This window comes from Pseudarthrobacter sp. P1, from assembly GCF_050156935.1.
Classification (GTDB): Bacteria; Actinomycetota; Actinomycetes; order Actinomycetales; family Micrococcaceae; genus Specibacter.
The window spans coordinates 1,678,267-1,694,977 of sequence record NZ_CP189584.1 but is presented as its reverse complement, the minus strand read 5'-3'; the positions used below and the strand labels follow the sequence as shown (position 1 = coordinate 1,694,977).

16 protein-coding genes are annotated in these 16,711 nt (G+C 68.8%); 11 read left to right on the top strand and 5 right to left on the bottom strand.

Features of this window, described 5'->3' with window-relative positions; translation table 11 throughout:
* Positions 1 to 14: 14 nt before the first annotated feature.
* The 3 genes from ACQCSX_RS08045 to nucS all read right to left on the bottom strand — a co-directional run bounded on the left by ACQCSX_RS08045 (position 15) and on the right by nucS (position 2,501).
* Complete coding sequence (locus tag ACQCSX_RS08045) at positions 15 to 218, bottom strand: cold-shock protein (protein ID WP_427018483.1); 204 nt, start codon at positions 216 to 218, stop codon at positions 15 to 17.
* A gap of 287 nt (positions 219 to 505) precedes the next feature.
* Positions 506 to 1,771, bottom strand: a complete 1,266-nt coding sequence (locus ACQCSX_RS08040; RefSeq protein ID WP_427018482.1) for an N-acetylglucosamine-6-phosphate deacetylase — start codon at positions 1,769 to 1,771, stop codon at positions 506 to 508.
* 34 nt (positions 1,772 to 1,805) lie between these two features.
* A complete protein-coding gene (gene nucS / locus ACQCSX_RS08035) occupies positions 1,806 to 2,501 on the bottom strand; it encodes an endonuclease NucS (protein ID WP_427018481.1) in 696 nt (231 codons plus the stop codon).
* A gap of 68 nt (positions 2,502 to 2,569) precedes the next feature.
* Between nucS and ACQCSX_RS08030 the strand changes: the two genes are divergently transcribed.
* Together ACQCSX_RS08030 and ACQCSX_RS08025 are read left to right on the top strand one after the other, a co-directional pair.
* Positions 2,570 to 2,893 (top strand): ATP/GTP-binding protein, encoded by a 324-nt coding sequence (locus ACQCSX_RS08030; RefSeq protein ID WP_427018480.1) that lies wholly within the window; start codon positions 2,570 to 2,572, stop codon positions 2,891 to 2,893.
* A 26-nt stretch (positions 2,894 to 2,919) separates the two neighbouring features.
* Positions 2,920 to 3,714, top strand: a complete 795-nt coding sequence (locus tag ACQCSX_RS08025) for an alpha/beta hydrolase (RefSeq protein WP_427018479.1) — start codon at positions 2,920 to 2,922, stop codon at positions 3,712 to 3,714.
* Between the two features lie 55 nt (positions 3,715 to 3,769).
* On the opposite strand, the gene ACQCSX_RS08020 is transcribed toward ACQCSX_RS08025, so the two are convergent.
* Positions 3,770 to 5,038 carry an AI-2E family transporter gene (locus ACQCSX_RS08020; RefSeq protein ID WP_427018478.1) on the bottom strand — a complete coding sequence of 423 codons (1,269 nt, stop codon included), beginning with the start codon at positions 5,036 to 5,038 and terminating at the stop codon, positions 3,770 to 3,772.
* Between the two features lie 343 nt (positions 5,039 to 5,381).
* Between ACQCSX_RS08020 and ACQCSX_RS08015 the strand changes: the two genes are divergently transcribed.
* From ACQCSX_RS08015 to ACQCSX_RS07975, 9 genes are all read left to right on the top strand, one after another.
* Positions 5,382 to 7,463, top strand: a complete 2,082-nt coding sequence (locus ACQCSX_RS08015) for a hypothetical protein (RefSeq protein WP_427018477.1) — start codon at positions 5,382 to 5,384, stop codon at positions 7,461 to 7,463.
* A gap of 68 nt (positions 7,464 to 7,531) precedes the next feature.
* A complete protein-coding gene (locus ACQCSX_RS08010) occupies positions 7,532 to 8,494 on the top strand; it encodes a tetratricopeptide repeat protein (RefSeq protein ID WP_427018476.1) in 963 nt (320 codons plus the stop codon).
* A 40-nt stretch (positions 8,495 to 8,534) separates the two neighbouring features.
* Complete coding sequence (locus ACQCSX_RS08005) at positions 8,535 to 9,632, top strand: NADH:flavin oxidoreductase/NADH oxidase (RefSeq protein ID WP_427018475.1); 1,098 nt, start codon at positions 8,535 to 8,537, stop codon at positions 9,630 to 9,632.
* 36 nt (positions 9,633 to 9,668) lie between these two features.
* A complete protein-coding gene (locus ACQCSX_RS08000; RefSeq protein ID WP_427018474.1) occupies positions 9,669 to 10,514 on the top strand; it encodes a putative protein N(5)-glutamine methyltransferase in 846 nt (281 codons plus the stop codon).
* A gap of 64 nt (positions 10,515 to 10,578) precedes the next feature.
* Complete coding sequence (locus ACQCSX_RS07995; protein ID WP_427018473.1) at positions 10,579 to 11,364, top strand: ABC transporter ATP-binding protein; 786 nt, start codon at positions 10,579 to 10,581, stop codon at positions 11,362 to 11,364.
* Positions 11,346 to 12,869, top strand: coding sequence for a transporter (locus ACQCSX_RS07990; protein ID WP_427018472.1), 1,524 nt, complete (start codon positions 11,346 to 11,348; stop codon positions 12,867 to 12,869). Before ACQCSX_RS07995 ends, ACQCSX_RS07990 begins: the two co-directional genes overlap by 19 nt.
* 180 nt (positions 12,870 to 13,049) lie before the next feature.
* Complete coding sequence (gene nagB, locus ACQCSX_RS07985) at positions 13,050 to 13,832, top strand: glucosamine-6-phosphate deaminase (RefSeq protein WP_427018471.1); 783 nt, start codon at positions 13,050 to 13,052, stop codon at positions 13,830 to 13,832.
* 130 nt (positions 13,833 to 13,962) lie between these two features.
* Positions 13,963 to 14,274 carry a DUF3039 domain-containing protein gene (locus tag ACQCSX_RS07980; RefSeq protein ID WP_427018470.1) on the top strand — a complete coding sequence of 104 codons (312 nt, stop codon included), beginning with the start codon at positions 13,963 to 13,965 and terminating at the stop codon, positions 14,272 to 14,274.
* Entirely contained in the window at positions 14,275 to 16,056 is a 1,782-nt protein-coding gene (locus ACQCSX_RS07975) for a DEAD/DEAH box helicase (RefSeq protein ID WP_427018469.1), read from the top strand.
* Between the two features lie 13 nt (positions 16,057 to 16,069).
* On the opposite strand, the gene ACQCSX_RS07970 is transcribed toward ACQCSX_RS07975, so the two are convergent.
* Complete coding sequence (locus tag ACQCSX_RS07970) at positions 16,070 to 16,690, bottom strand: isochorismatase family protein (protein ID WP_427018468.1); 621 nt, start codon at positions 16,688 to 16,690, stop codon at positions 16,070 to 16,072.
* Positions 16,691 to 16,711 lie beyond the last annotated feature (21 nt).

The following is a 16,711-nucleotide window of genomic DNA, read 5'->3' as shown; positions in this document are numbered from 1 at the left end:
TGTGCAGCTACAAACTAGACAACCGTCACGCCGGTGGCCTGCGGGCCCTTGGAACCCTGGCCGATTTCGAACTGGACGCGCTGGTTCTCATCCAGGGTCTTGAAACCGCCGCTCTGGATCTCGGAATAGTGGACGAAGACGTCGCCGTCGGCGTCATCCGGGGTGATAAAGCCGAAGCCCTTTTCAGCGTTAAACCACTTTACGGTTCCCTGTGCCATTTGTTTCTCCTCATAATGGAACTTCTCGGATCCGCACACCTTATGCGGATCCTTGGCAACTCCGCGGAAGAAACCGGGGGCCAGGCATAAAGCATTTCCCCCGGGCGCCTCACGCTCGCACCATGTCTTGCGAGCATGAAAACCACGTACACAAAGACTGGGACAAGCATTGCATGGGACAAATGGGAGATCAACGAATGGGCCGGCGACGCGCACAAATGTTAACCAATTCGGCCATTGTTTGTCCCCGGACGTGGAAAAGCGCCGGGACAGGGAACTAATGCGGTTTAGGCCCAGGGCTCCAGCCAGCTGCCGGCACGCATGACATGCGTGGCCACCAGATCGCCGTCGACCACCACGGCGTCGGCGCGCAGCCCGCGGCGCAGGCTGCCGATCTCGTCGGAGAGGCCCAGCACCGCGGCCGGAACGGCGGTGGCCGAGACCACGGCGTCGGCCACGGTGATGCCGGCGGCGACGGTGTGGCGGATAACGTCCAGCAGTGTGGCCGTGCCGCCGGCGATGGAGCCGGTGGCGTCCAGCGTGGCGACGCCGTTGGCCACCGTCACCGGTGAGGGGCCAAGCATGTACTGGCCGTCCCGCAGCCCGGCGGCGGCCATCGAGTCGGTGACGAGCAGGATGTTGGCGGCGCCCACCAGGGCAAACACCGTCTGGACGGTCTGCGGGTCAAGATGGGTGTTGTCCGCCACGAGCTCGACGGCGGCATGGCCGGCCTTGGCGGCGCGCAGACAGGCAGCGACGGGGCCCGGGGCGCGGTGGTGCATCGGCGGCATGCCGTTGAACAGGTGCGTGATCGTGGGCCGGCCGCTGGTGCCGTCAAAGCCGGCGGAGCCCAGGCCCTCGCGCGCCTGGGAGAGCGAGGCGGCAGCGGTGGCGGTGTCGGCGTCCGTGTGGCCCAGCGAGGGCGTGACGCCGTGCTCGGTGAGCAGGTCCACCAGGGCGGCGGCGCCGGGCAGCTCCGGGGCGTAGGTCATGGTGGTGATCCGGCCGCGGCCGGCCTCGATCAGCCGGCCGGCCAGCTCCAGGTCCGGCTCAAGCAGGAAGGCCGGGTTCTGGGCGCCGCAGCGGTCGTGCGAGAGGAACGGGCCCTCCAGGTGGATGCCGGCCAGCAGGCCCTCGTCCGTGAGGTCGGCGTAGAGCTCGACACCCTTGATGAGGTCCTCCGGGGAGGCGGTGACCATGCTGGCCAGCAGCGTGGTGGTGCCGCTGCGGTGCAGGAAGTTGATGGCCGTGCGGGCCGATGCTTCGTTGCCGCCGGGGAAATCGCCGCCGGCGCCGCCGTGGTTGTGGAGGTCCACCAGTCCGGGCAGGATCGCGTGCCCCTCGGGCAGTTCCAGCACCTGGGCACCGGCGATGGCCGCGGCGTCGAGGCCGGCCGCCGCCAATCCAGCGGCGTCGCCCGCGTAGAGGATCCTGTCACCTTCGGTGACGAGCACGCCGTCGTCGATCGTTTCGCCGTCGCTGACCAGCGGGCCCCTCAGCAGCTTGGTGGAGGACTGGGCGGGCGCTGGGGTGCTGGGGAGAGTCGACGTCATGCGCCAAGTCTAGCCAATCGCGCCGTTCTTCCAGTTAGAAGAGCCGGGTGGAACTGTCATCGACGCCGCGCATGGCGTCGTAATCAAGGGTGAGGCATTCGATGCCGCGGTCGGTGGCGAGCACGCGCGCCTGCGGCTTGATTTGCTGGGCCGCAAAGACGCCGCGCACGGGGGCCAGCCGGGGGTCCCGGTTGAGCAGTTCCAGGTAGCGGGTGAGCTGTTCGACGCCGTCGATGTCGCCCCGGCGCTTGAGCTCGACGGCCACCGTGGCGCCCTCGGCGTCGCGCGCCAGAATGTCCACCGGACCGATGGCCGTGAAGTACTCGCGGCGGATCAGCGAGAAGCCCTCGCCGAGGGTGTGGATCTGCTCCGCCAGCAGGCGCTGCAGATCGGCCTCCACGCCGTCCTTGATCAGGCCGGGGTCCACGCCCAGGTCATGGCTGCTCTCGTGGATCTGCTCATAGATGTTCACGATCAGGCGGTCGTCGGTCTTGGTGGACTGCACGATCCACTGCTCGCTGACGCCCTCCTCCAGCTCCGTCTCGGCGGGGGAGGTGGTGCGGAAGGTGGCCGGCGGGCTCATCCAATTCAGCGGCTTGTAGGAGCCGCCGTCGGAATGGACCAGCACCGATCCGTCGGCCTTGACCAGCAGGAGGCGCACGGCCAGGGGTAGATGGGCTTTGAGCCGGCCGACGTAGTCAACCGAACATTTGGCAATCACTAAACGCACCCAGTGAACTTTACCGTGTCGGGCGAGGCGGAACCTGACGGGCGGACGGGGATGGCAAAATGGGAGGTATGCCCCGCTCCAACCGTCCCCGCCGTCCAGCCGCTGCCGCCGGGAAGTACGCGGAGCGGCCGGCCATGGACCTGGAGCGTGCACGGTTTGGCATCCCGGAGCGCGAGTCAGCGCCCGACGGCGAATGGGCCGTGCGGACCATCACGGCCTCCAACGCGGCCAAAACCTACACCTGCCCCGGCTGCCACCGACAGGTGCTGCCCGGCGTGGCCCATCTAGTGGTCTGGTCGGAGGACAACATCTTTGGCGCCGACGCGGGGCTGCGCGAACGCCGCCACTGGCACACCAACTGCTGGCGGACGCGCAGCTTCCGCTACCGCTAGGCCCGGATGCCGCTAGGCTTAAGGGCATGTCTTTTGACCCCGCAGAGTATGTGTTCAGCACCTCCGAGATGCCCGAGGCCATCCGCGCCGCCACGGTGCTGCCCGCCATCCGGGAAAACATCGAGCTGACCACCTCCGATGGACTGACCCTGGTGGGGGAGCTGGCACTGCCGGCCTCCGGTCCCGTCCGTGCCACGCTCATCACCTTGCACCCGCTGCCCACCCATGGCGGCTTCATGGATTCCCACGTCTTCCGCAAAGCCTCCTACCGGCTTCCCGCCCTGGCCGGCATTGCCGTGCTGCGCTTCAACACCCGCGGCACCTCGTCGCCGCGCGGCACCAGCTCCGGTGCGTTCGCCGAGGGGATTGGCGAGCGGGCCGACGTCGTCGCTGCAGTGGAGTTCGCCGTCGCCCGCTCACTGCCCAACCGCTGGCTGGTGGGCTGGTCCTTCGGCACCGAGCTGGCCCTGAAGTACGGTGCGCTGCCGCCCGTGGCCGACGCCGTCGAGGGTGCCATCCTGCTCAGCCCGCCGCTGCACCGGGTCACGGATGAAGATCTGGCCCGCTGGGGCGCCTCCGGCAAGCCGATGACGGTGCTGGTGCCCGAATTCGACGACTACCTCCAGCCCGTTGAAGCCGCGGCCCGCTTTGCCCTGGTGCCGCAGGCCGCGGTGGTGGGCGTCGACGGCGCCAAGCACCTCTGGGTGGGGGAGAAGTATGCCACCCGCGTGTTGGCCGAGATCACCGCCCGGGTGCTGGACACGGCCGTCGAGCCGCTGCCCGCCGAGTGGGCTGGACCTGTCGCCATCGCAGCACAGTAGACCCCCACCAACTGGGGAGCAGCAACTGCTCCCCAGTTGGTGGGGGAGGACCGGCCTAGTGCTTGTCCTGCCGGGTGATGAAGACCTCTTTGATCAGCAGCATGACGGCGGCCGCCGTCGGAATGGCAATCAGTGCGCCGAGCACGCCCAGCAGGCTGCCACCGGCAATGACCGAGATGACGGCCATGGCCCCCGGGACCGCCACAGCCTTCTGCATGATGCGTGGCGAGACGAAGTAGGCCTCGAACTGCAGATAGGCGAAGTAGAGGATCGCGTAGGCAACGGCCGTCTGCCAGCCTGCCGTGAAACTCACCGCGATGACCAGAATGGCCGCGATCATGCCGCCCACCAGCGGGATGAAGGCGAGCAGGGCGACGACGAAGGCCAGCAGGACGCTGAACGGAATGTGCAGAATGCTCATGACGATGAAGGCAAAGGTTGCGTTCAAAACGGCCACGCAGACCTGGCCGATGACGTAGTTGCCGACGGACTGGGTGATTTCCTCGCTGAGGCTTTCCACCCGGGCGCGGCGGGACCGCGGGGCCAGCCGGTAGCTCCAGTTCTTGATGGCCGGCAGGGAGGCCAGGAAGTAGAGGCTCAGGACGAGCACGATCAGGGTGCCAAAGAGGCCGTTGGCGATGGTGCTGCTGATCCCGATGACGCCGCCGAAGATGCCGCCCACGGCCTGGGAATTGGCGAAGAACTTGGCCACTTCCTCATTGATGCGGTCAATGACGTGGTACTGGCTGTCAAGGTTCTTGAAGAAGTCGGAGTTCAGGAAGTCGCTGATCCACACCGGGGCCTTTTCCACCAGCTGGGACGTCTGCTGCACCAGCGTGGGGATGAGCGTGGCGAAGAACGCCGCAAGCATGCTCACCAGCACCAGCAGCACCAGCAGGATGCCGGCCGGCCGGGGGACCTTGCGCCGCTCCAGCCCGCGGACCACGGGGTCAAGTCCGAGGGCAATGAACAGGGCTGCGACAATCCACAACAGAAGCTGCTGCGTATTGGTGATCATGGCAAACAGGAACAGGGCCAGACCAACACCCACCGTCCCCATGAAACCGAGGTAAATCGGGTTTTGGATCGGCGACATGGCATAGCGTGCCGGCACCGCCGCAACGCTGGCTGCCTCGTCGGCGAAGTCCGCCTCGGCTTCGGGCGGAAAGGAGAAGCGGATGCGGGGTTGGGCGCCCGGAATGGGCCGCCGGACACCGGCGATCAATTTGTGCATGAGTCCGTGATGGTGGGAAACGGGCTCGGGGGACTCTTCGGCCGGTGCCGCCGGCTGGTCAAGGCTGTCGGATTCGTTGCTCTGCGTCACGTAGGGCCGTTGCTTTCACATCACTATTCATGGTGCCGTGGCCGGGCACGGCAATAAGTCACAGCCACAATATCAGCGGACGGGAGTGAGCAAGGCCTCATTTGGCCCCGAGTCCGTTAGTGCCCCGACCGGCTCGCATCCGCGCGGTGGCGGGGCCGGCCGTGGGTTGGCGGCGATTCCCGATCCCGGGCCGCCAGCGCCCCCGATGGGTGCAAATTGGGCCGAAAACGGCGCTGCAAATTCAGGGCCGGTTAGGATTAAGGCAGCTTCAAGGTATTTTTCCGCCGAAGATAGGTATGATTCTGTGCGTTCAAAAATAGCGATCGGACTGGCAATTCTGGGCTTGCTGCTGCTTGCTGCCGGAATTGGCCAGCGAACCGTCTGGCTGCCGCCGGCAACGGTGACGGCGTCCGTGGCAGGATCGCCGCAGAGCTCGCCATTGACAGTGCTTGAACCGGCATTGCTGGCCTCCCACCACGGGCAGGTGCACCTGACCATCAAGGGTGCCGGTCCCATTGGTTTTGCCATTGGACGTCCCGACGATGTGAACGGCTGGGTGGGCACCGCCGCGCACCTGACGGTGACTGGTGCCAACGCCGGCTTCACCGAATTGACCACCACGCATGCCGACGGCGATGCCACCGTGCCCAACCCTGCCGGCTCGGACCTGTGGGTGAGCGAGCGCAGCGCAACGGGAACCATGGACCTTGACTGGACGCCGCCGGCCGACGGCGATTGGTCCATTCTGCTGTCCTCCGGTGGCACGGCCGCGGCCCCGACGGACATTTCCGTGACGGTCCCCAATGACAACAGCACGCCCTGGGCTGTGCCGCTGATGGTCATCGGTGCCATCGCCCTGGCCCTGGCCGCGCTGGCCTTCCTGGTCAAGCCGAAGAAGCGCCGGCGCTCTGCCGGCCCGCGGCGCACGGCGGCCACCGGTGGGGCCACGATCAGGACCACCAACGGATCCCCGGCCCCCGCCGCGGCAGCGGGCAAGAACGCCCCGACCGACGCCGCGCCGGTGCGCCCGTCCGACCCCAGCACAGCCTGGCCGGTTGACGCCGCCACGAGCATTCCGCTGCCGGCCACGCCTGCCACCGGCAGTGCAGCAACCGATGCGGCAGCCGGCCCGAAGGCGCAGATCGCAGGCAGCCCGAAGACGGAGGCCATTGACCTGCCCAAGGATGCGTCCAAGGGCTCTGCCAAGGACGACGGCAAGGAAGACGGCAAGGACGACGACGACGCCCCCGGCGCCGGCCCGTCCGCCAAGCCCGGCGCCGCCAAGGATGCGGCTTCGGCCAAGGGTGCCACGGCCGCGGGGCCTGCCTCCGCTGCCGGCAAGCCCACGGCCCCGGAGTCCAAGGACCAGGGCAAGGGCAGGAACCCCCGGATGGCGGCCGCCTCGCTGCGCGCACGCTGGGGTGCCGCCGTCGCCGCCGTCCTGGTGGCCGGATCCCTGGCCCCGGCCCATGCGGACACGGCAACGCCTACGCCCTCCGGCACGCCCACCGGGACATCCACGGCCACGCCCAGTGCTTCGGCGCCGGCACCCGGACTCCCCGTCCTGCTGGAGAACCAGTTCAACCGCATCCTCACCGATGTGGCCAACGTGGTGGGTACCGGCGACAACGCCAAGGACGCCAAGGAACTGGAGCCCCGGGTCGCCGGTTCGGCCCTGGAAATCCGCGCCGCCAACTACAAGATCCGCTCGCAGGTCTCCAGCTATGCCGCCGTCTTGCCGGTGGCCAGCAGCAAGCTCCTCACCAAGGTGGTCACCACCAGCGCCGCCTGGCCCCGCACCGTCATGGCCGTGACGCAGGGTGCGGGCAATGAGGTGCCGCAGGTGCTGACGCTGGTCCAGGAGAATCCGCGGGAGAACTACAAGCTCACCGAGTCCACTCCGCTGCTGCCCGGTGAGACGTTCCCCAAGGCGGAGAAGGCGGGCAGCGAGCAGCTTGCCGCGGACAGCAAGGATTCCCTCGCGTACAGCCCCAACGAGGCGCTGGCGGGGCTCAGCGACCGGCTGACCAGGAGCGATAGCGGGTGGAAGGATAGGTTCAAGGACAGCGTCTACATCACCGACACGGAGACCTACCAGGCCCAGTTCCAGGAAAAGGCCAAGGACGCCAGCTACGTGTTCGCCCACACCCTGGCGGCCGACTCCACCCGCGTGCTGCGCACCGCCGACGGCGGTGCCATGGTGATGGCCAACTTCAAGTTCCAGGTGGACGCCACCGCCAACGCCGAGGCCAAGCTGACCATCGCCGATGAAGCCGCGGTGTTTGCCGGTGGGAAGGAAACCACCACGGGCTACTCGCTGAGCTTCGGCGAGCCGGTGGTGCTCTACATCCCCCCGGCGGGCGGCGAGGGCAAGCTGACGCTGCTCTCGGCCACCCGTGAGCTTGTGGGCGCAACCTTCAAGTAGACACGCCCCACCAGGTGCGCCCGGCCGGAGAATGTTCCGGCCGGGCGCGGCACAGATAGAGTGAAACCATGACCCAGCCTCCCGTGAATCCCGCCGTCGCTGCCAGCATCAACCTCCGTGGTGCGGTGGACCTGTCCGTGCTGAAGAATGCCCGCCCCGCCCCCGTCCCCGCTCCGGCCGCCTCGCCCGACGGCGGCGCCGGGACGCCGGAGCAGACGTTTGCCGTGGATGTGACCGAGGCCAACTTCCAGGACCTGGTGCAGATTTCCGGGCAGGTGCCCGTGGTGGTCTCACTCGGCGCCGGCTGGTCCGCCCAGTCCGCGCACGTCAACCAGGTGCTGGAGGCCCTGGTGGCCGCCTACGCCGGCCGGGTCCTGCTGGGCCGCGTCGATGCGGAAACCAGCCCGACCATCGCCCAGGCCTTCGGCGCGACGGCGGTGCCTACCGTGGTGGCCTTGGTCAAGGGCCAGCCTGTGCCGCTCTTTGAGGGCGATCTCCCGCAGGAGCAGGTGGAGCGTTTTCTGGCCGAGCTGCTCAAGGTGGCCGCGGCCAACGGCGTGGATGGTGCTCTCGGCGGCAACGCCGAGGCCGAGCCCGAGGCCAAGCCGCTGCCCCCGCTGCACCAGGCCGCCTTTGACGCCATCGAATCCGGCGACCTGGCCGCTGCCGAGGCCGCCTACACCAAGGCCCTGGCCGAGATGCCCGCCGACGGCGATGCCAAGATCGGCCTGGCCCAGGTGCAGCTGATGCGCCGCACCGCCGCGCTGAGCACCGAGGACGCCGATGTGTTGCGCCGTCGGGCCGCCGATGATCCCGATGCACTGGATGCCCAGTTGGGCGTGGCGGACCTGGACGTGACGGGTGGCCACATCGAGGATGCCTTTGCCCGCATCGTCGGCTTCATCAAGGGCCACTTCGGCCCCGAGCGCGAAACGGCCCGGGTGCGCCTGCTGGAACTGTTCGCTGTCGTCGGCGTGGCCGATCCGCGGGTGGCCGCGGCACGCCAGGCCCTCGCCCGGGCGCTGTTCTAGGCCGACCCATGGTCCGGACCGCGGCGGAGTTGGTGGGCTGATGGGCACACCCCTGCTTTTCACCCCGCTGCGGCTGCGCGGCCTGGAGCTGCCGCACCGCGGCTGGGTGTCTCCCATGTGCCAGTACTCCTGCGACCCCGCCGAGCCGGGTGTGCCCAGGGACTGGCATTTGGTGCATCTGGGCCAATTCGCCGCCGGGGGAGCGGCGCTGGTCTTCACCGAGGCCACCGCCGTCAATGCCGCCGGGCGCATCAGCCCCCGCGACACAGGCCTGTACAACGCTGCCCAGGAGGCTGCGTGGCAGCGCATCACGGCCTTCATCCACGAGCATTCACCCATCGGGGCCAAGGTGGGCATCCAACTGGCCCACGCCGGGCGCAAGGCCTCCACCTATTGGCCCTTCTCCGGGCGCACGGGCAGCGTCCCCGCCGCGGAGCACGGCTGGGGGACCGTGGGGCCCACGGCCGAGGCCTTTGACGGCTTTGCGGCCCCGCGCGCCATGGACGCATCCGACATTGCCGCTGTCATCGCGGATTTCGGCGCGGCCGCGGCCCGCGCCGTGCGGGCGGGGTTCGACGTTCTCGAGATCCACGCTGCCCACGGCTATCTGCTGCACCAATTCCTCTCGCCGCTGGTGAACACGCGCACGGACGAGTGGGGCGGCACCGAGGAGCGGCGCCGTGCGCTGCTGCTGGCCGTGCTGGATGCCGTGCGCGCCAATGTGCCCGCGGAGATGCCGGTGCTGCTGCGGATTTCGGCCACCGACTGGGCCGACGGCGGACTGGACGCCGACAGCTCGGTGCGGCTGGCCCGGGCCGCGGCGGCCCACGGGGTGGACATGATCGATGTGTCCTCGGGCGGCGCCGTGCCGCATCTGACGATTCCGGTCGGGCCGGGCTACCAGAGCACCTTTGCCGAGCAGATCCGCCGGCTGGCCGGTGTGCCCACGGCCGCCATCGGACTCATTACCTCGCCCGAGCAGGCCGAACACGTGCTGGCCAGCGGCCAGGCGGATGCCGTGCTCATGGCCCGGGCCGTGCTGCGCAACCCGCACTGGTGGCTGGAGGCCGCGCACGCCCTGGGCGCGCCGGCGCCGTGGGCGCCGCAATACGAACGGGCCGCACCCCGGCCGGGATAGGTTGGCACCCATAGGTCCTCCCGAAAGGCACCCCCTATGAACGTTTCCCTTGACCTCTCCGCCAGCGGCATCGCCGCGGAGCTGCGCGCCGCAGGCTGCGTCTATGCCGAAGACGAGGCAGCCCTGCTGATCGAGGCCGCCCTGACCCCCGAAGACCTGGCCGGCATGGTGGCCCGGCGCGTGTCGGGCCTGCCGCTGGAACCCATCCTGGGCTGGGCGGAATTCGCCGGCCTGCGCATCGGCGTCGACCCGGATGTCTTTGTCCCGCGCCGGCGCACCGAATTCCTGGTGGCCCAGGCACTGGACCTGGCCAGGAAAAGCCCCGACGTGCCAGTGCTGCTGGACCTGTGCTGCGGTTCCGGCGCGGTGGGTGCGGCCCTGGCCACGGCCCTCGCCGGGGAACGGGGCGGCACCACGCTCTATGCCGCCGACATCCATCCCGCCGCGGTGGCCTGCGCCCGGCGCAACCTGGCGGCACTGGGCGCAGCGGTGTTCGAGGGGGATCTGTTTGCCCCGCTGCCGAAGTCCCTGCGCGGCCGGGTCACGCTGCTGCTGGTCAATGCCCCCTACGTCCCCACCGGCGAGATCCGCCTGATGCCGCCGGAGGCCCGGCTGCACGAGCCGGCGGTGACCCTCGACGGCGGCCCGGACGGCCTGGACATCCAGCGCCGGGTGGCCGCGGCGGCCGGCCGGTGGCTGGCGCCGGGCGGCCACTTGCTGGTGGAGACCAGCGAACGCCAGGCCCCGGCGTTGGCGGCCATCCTGGCGGCCAACGGACTGCGGGCCCGGGTGGCCTCCTGCGGCGAGCTGGACGCCACAGTTGTGGTGGGACGCCTGGTGGGCGCCGCCGAGGCCGGAACGGCGGCCGGCTCCGTCCATTAATGAACGGCAGAGATCATCCTTTGGAATGGGCCGGGTGCCCAATGCCGGCTGTTAGCGTGTCCCCATGAGCCAACCCGCACCACAGCACACACCGCCCATCCCGGCGCTGGCCCTCCGCGGCCTGGTCAAGCGCTTCGGGGACAAGACGGCCGTCAACGCCATTGACCTGGACGTCCCGGCCGGATCCTTCTACGGATTGGTGGGGCCCAACGGGGCCGGCAAAACGACGTCGTTGTCCATGGCCACCGGACTCCTGCGCCCCGACGCCGGCGGGGCATGGGTGCATGGGGTCAGTGTGTGGGAGCGGCCGCTGGAGGCCAAGAAGCTGATGGGCATCCTGCCCGACGGCGTCCGCCTCTTCGACCGGCTCTCCGGCGAGCAGCTGGTGACCTATGCCGGGCTGCTGCGCGGGATGGACCGGGACACGGTGGCCGAGCGGACCGGGGACCTGCTGGCCGCCCTGGACCTGTCCAAGGACGCCGGGACCCTGGTGGTGGACTATTCCGCGGGCATGACCAAGAAGATTGCCCTGGCCTCGGCGCTGATCCATGCCCCGAAGGTGCTGGTGCTCGATGAGCCCTTCGAATCCGTTGATCCGGTGTCGGCGGCCAACATCCGCGACATCCTCGCGGACTATGTCGGCTCCGGTGGCACGGTGATCGTGTCCAGCCATGTCATGGACCTGGTGCAGCGCATGTGCGACCACGTGGCCGTCATCGCCGGCGGCAACGTGCTGGCCGCCGGCACAGTGGACGAGGTCCGCGGCGGCGAGTCCCTGGAGGAGCGGTTTGTCCAGCTGGTGGGCGGCCGGAACACGAGTGCGGGGCTGTCATGGTTGCGCACCTCCTAAGGCTCAAGCTCACGCTCCTGCGCAACTCGCTCAAACGCTCCACCATGGCCGTGGTGGGCCTGGTGGTCGGCGGCCTCTACGGACTGGGCCTGCTGGTCCTGGTGCTGGTGGGGCTCGTGCTGCTGGGCTCGGCCGGGCTGGAGGTGGCCTCCACCGTCATCATCCTGGCCGGCTCGGCCCTGTTGCTGGGCTGGCTGGTGGTGCCAGTGGTGGCGGCCGGCATCGACATGACCCTGGACCCGCAGCGCTTGTGCACCTTCGCCATCCCGATGCGGACGCTGCTGGCCGGGCTGGCTCTCTCCGGAGTGGTCGGCATCCCCGGGGCCATCACCTTGCTGGCGGCCCTGGGCACGGTGGGCACCTGGTGGCGGCATCCGCTGGCCGCCGTGGCCGCCGTCGTCTGTGCCCTGCTGGCCGTGCTCACCTGCATTGTGGCCTCGCGTGCCATGGCGGCGGCCAGCACCAGCCTGGCCGCCTCGCGCCGTTTCAAGGATGCCAGCGCCCTGGTGCTGCTGGTTCCGCTGATGCTCATGGGGCCCATCGTCGCGGGCGTGGGCGACGCCGTCAGCAACTTCGCCTCGGTGCTCCCGGCACTGGCCCGCACGCTGTCCTGGACGCCGCTGGGTGCGGCCTGGGCGGTCCCGGCGGAACTGGCCGGAGGCAACTACGGCGCGGCCGGACTGAAATTCCTGATCGCCGTGGGTACGCTCGCCGCACTGGCCTGGTTGTGGAAGCTCCTGCTGGCCCGCGCCCTGGTGACGCCGGCCCATGCGGGCGGCACCCGCAGGGCCGCGGGCAACCTCGGCTTCTTCGCCCGGTTCCCCGCCACACCGACCGGTGCCGTGGCCGCGCGCTCGCTGACGTACTGGTTCCGCGACCCGCGCTACTCCGCGGGCCTGGTGATCAGCCCGCTGCTGCCGCTGCTGTTTGCCTTCCTCGGCTACCAGAACGGCACCCTCGGGATCCTGCTCTTTGCCGGCGCGATGGCCACCTACCTGCTGTGCTGGTTCATCTCCACCGACGTTGCCTATGACAACACCGCCTTCGCCCTGCACATCGCCACGGGCATCGCCGGGCGCGGACCGTTCCGGCCGGGCGCTGGCCTGCGCCGTGCTGGCCGTCCCGTTGGGCGTGCTCTACTCCGTGGCGGGGGCGGCCGTCAACAACGGCTGGGCGCACCTGCCCGGCACCCTCGGCCTGTCATTTGCCGTCATCGCGGCGTCCCTTGGCCTGGCCAGCGTGTTTTCCGCCCGCTTCACCTACAAGGTGGCGGCGCCGGGGGAGAGCCCGCTGAAGTCCAAGCCGGGCAACAGCTTCTCCAATGTCCTGGTCCAGATTGCCGGCGTCACAGGAGTGGCCGTCATGGTGCTCCCGGTGGCGGTATTGAGTATCGTGGGGGTTGTGGCGCAGCAGGCCTATTTGGGCTGGATTGCGCTGGCCGTAGCACTGGTGCTTGGAACCGTCTTCCTGGTGCTTGGCATCCGGTGGGGCGCAGCCATCTATGACAAGCGAGCCCCGGAACTCCTGCTGGCTGCGTCCAACGATGTCTGAGGCTAGATAAGTCATAGGACATGGGATATCTTCGGATAGAGCATGCCCGCTGTGCCCAGGCATAGCCAGTGCGGACCATCCTTCGGACCGTGCCGGGCGAATACACCTGTTCTGCTTTTGAAAGGTAGTGGTCCATGGAGGTTGTCATCCTCCCCAGCAGCAAAGAAATCGGCGCCCTCGCCGCTGACGCCATCGAGGCACTGGTGCGGCGCAAGCCCAACGCCGTCCTCGGTCTGGCCACGGGGTCGTCCCCGCTGCCCATCTACGATGAACTGGCCCGCCGCCACGACGAGGACGGCCTGAGCTTTGCCGAGGCCCACGGCTTTGCCCTGGACGAGTACGTCGGCCTGCCGCTGGGCCACTACGAGTCCTACCGCGAGGTGATCCGCCGCGAGTTCACCAACCGGGTGGACATCAAGCCGGAGAACGTGCACGGCCCGGATGGCACCGCCGGGGACATCCTGGGCGCCTGCGCGGCCTACGAGGCAGCCATCAAGGCCGCCGGCGGCGTGGACCTGCAGATCCTGGGCGTCGGCACCGACGGCCACATCGGCTTCAACGAGCCCGGCTCCTCGCTGGCCTCGCGCACCCGGATCAAGACGCTGCTCGAGCAGACGCGCCAGGACAACGCACGCTTCTTCTCCAGCATCAATGATGTTCCGCACCACGTGGTGACCCAGGGCCTGGGCACCATCATGGACGCCAAGCACGTGGTCCTGGTGGCCACCGGCGTGGGCAAGGCCGCAGCCGTCCGCGACTTCGTCGAGGGCCCGGTGGCAGCGATCTGCGCCGCCTCCGTGCTGCAGCTGCACCCGCACGCCACCATCTTGGTGGACGAGGCCGCCGCGAGCGAGCTGAAGCTGGCCGACTACTACCGCCACACGTACACGAACAAGCCCGCATGGCAGGGTATCTAGCGGCTGGTTTTTTACCGGCGGGCGACACGCCACAACGACGGCGGTTCTGGCCTTGGGAGACCAAGGCGGGAGCCGCCGTCGTCGTTGTGCGCTTAATTCCCCGCGGCCCCCGTGGCATAGAATGGACACCATGAGCATGCCACCAGACCCATTCGACAATGATCCGATGCGGGCCCCTGGCGGCCCCGGCGGCTCCACCGCCACCATTGAGCGCGAGGAGCTGGCCCAAGAGGTCGAGCCCGGCGACCGTGAGCGCTTTTCGCACTACGTGCGCAAGGAAAAGATCATGGAATCGGCCCTCACCGGCGATCCCGTCATTGCCCTGTGCGGCAAGGTGTGGACGCCCGGCCGCGACCCGCAGAAATTCCCCGTCTGCCCGGACTGCAAGGCCATCTATGACGGGCTTCGTCCCGGCGGCGATGACCCGGGTTCCAAGAAATAAGTGAGCCTTCAAACCGATTCACTGTTCGGTTCCCCGTCGCTGCCCCCTGCCTATCCGGAGCGGGCGGCGTGGGGAACAGCCCCCAAACTCCGTGCCTGGCAGGCCGCGGCCATGGAGAAGTACTTCGATCGAAACCCGCGGGATTTCCTGGCCGTGGCAACGCCCGGTGCCGGTAAGACCACCTTTGCGCTGCGGATCGCCACCGAGCTCATTGAGCGCGGCCAGGTCAGCCGCATCACCATCGTCACGCCCACGGACCACCTCAAGCGCCAGTGGGCCGACGCCGCGGCGCGCGTGGGCATTGCGATCGACCCCAATTTCAAGAACGCCGACGGCAAGCACGGCCGCGGCTTCCGGGGCGTTGCCGTTACGTACGCCCAGGTGGCCAGCAAGCCGATGCTGCACCGGGCCAAGACCGAGGCCGAGCGCACGCTGGTGATCATGGATGAGATCCACCATGGCGGCGACGCCCTGTCCTGGGGCGACGGCATCCGCGAGGCCTTCGACCCGGCCTCGCGCCGGCTGGCGCTGACTGGTACGCCGTTCCGCTCCGACACCGCTGCCATTCCGTTTGTGGACTATGTGGAAGACCACGAGGGCATCCGCCGCTCCAAGGCCGACTACACCTACGGCTACGGCGAGGCCCTCAGGGACCACGTGGTGCGCCCGGTGATGTTCATGGCCTATTCCGGCCAGATGCGCTGGCGCACCAGCGCCGGCGAGGAAATGGCCGCCACGCTGGGCGCGCCCGTGACCAAGGACATCACCTCGCAGGCCTGGCGCACCGCGCTTAATCCGGCCGGCGAGTGGATCCCCTCCGTGCTGGCCGCCGCCGACAAGCGCCTCACCGAGGTCCGCCGGGCCGTGCCCGACGCCGGTGGGCTGGTGATTGCCACCGACCACGAGGATGCCCGCGCCTACGCCGGCCAGCTGAAGAAGATCACGGGGGAGTCGCCCACGGTGATCCTCTCCGACGACGCCGGTGCCTCCAACAAGATCGAGGAATTCTCCGCCAGCCACAAGCGCTGGATGGTGGCGGTGCGCATGGTGTCCGAGGGCGTGGACGTGCCACGCCTGGCGGTGGGCGTCTATGCGACCTCCACCGCTACGCCGCTGTTCTTCGCCCAGGCCGTGGGCCGCTTTGTGCGCGCCCGGAAACGCGGCGAGACGGCGTCGGTGTTCCTGCCCTCGGTGCCGAACCTGATGGGGCTGGCCAACCAGCTTGAACTGGAACGCGACCACGCCCTGGACCGGCCCAAGCACGACGAGGACGGCTTCGCCACCGAGGACGCCGAGATGCTCGAGGCGAACCGGGAGGAAAAGGCCTCCGACACGCTGGAGAAGTTCAAGTTCGAGGCGCTGGAATCCCAGGCGTCCTTTGACCGCGTGCTCTTCGACGGCGGCGAGTTCGGCACCGGCGGCGAGGTGGGCAGCGAGGACGAGCTGGACTTCCTGGGCATTCCGGGCCTGCTCGATGCGGACCAGGTGGGCGTGCTGCTGCGCCAGCGCCAGGCGGACCAGGCGTCGCGGCGCAAGCGCCGCGGCGTCGCCGAGCCGGAGCCCGTGGTGCCGTCCGTGACGGACCACCGCATGCTGACCGATCTGCGCAACGAGCTGGCCAAGAACGTCTCCGCCTGGAGCGCCCGCAGCGGCATGCCCCATGGCATGGTGCACAGCGAGCTGCGCCGGATGTCCGGCGGCCCGGCGGTGGCCCAGGCCAACGAGGCACAGCTCCAGCAGCGCCTCAAGAAGCTCCAGGACTGGTTCCTCGGGAAGAAGTAGCGCTCAACGTGGTTTAACCGAGTTCGACGCCGGCGTCGGCCATCTCCTGAAGGGCCGCCTCGCTGGCGTCCTCGTCCACGCCCAGCACGTAGTCCTTGAGCACGGTGGTGGCGTAGCCGGCCTGCACGGCGTCAAGGGCTGTGGCCTTCACGCAGTGGTCGGTGGCGAGGCCCACGATGGTGACCTCGTCGACGTCGTTCCCGCGCAGCCAGTCATCCAGCGACACAATTTCGGTGTCCGCCTCGGTGTCGTCGTCCTCGCCGGCCTCGCGCTCGCCCACGCGGACCTCGTCCTCGGGGGCCAGCAGGGCATCAAAGCCGGAGTAGCCCGCGTCGAACATGCCCTTGCGGAAGTAGGCGTCGATGTTGTCCTGGTCCAGGTCCCGGTGCAGGGCCGCGCCCTTGGACCCGGCCTTGCAGTGCACGGGCCAGCTGGTGGTGAAGTTGGGCGTTTCGGAGAAGTGCGTCCCCGGATCCTCGTGCCAGTCCTGCGTGGCGACCACGAAGTCGAAGTCCGCGCCGGAATCCAGCAGCTCGCTGATCTCCCCGGCCAGTGCGGCGCCGCCGGCTATGGCGAGCGTGCCGCCCTCGCAGAAATCGTTCTGCATGTCCACAATGATCAGTGCCTTGGCCATGATGATCCCTATTCCTTCTGC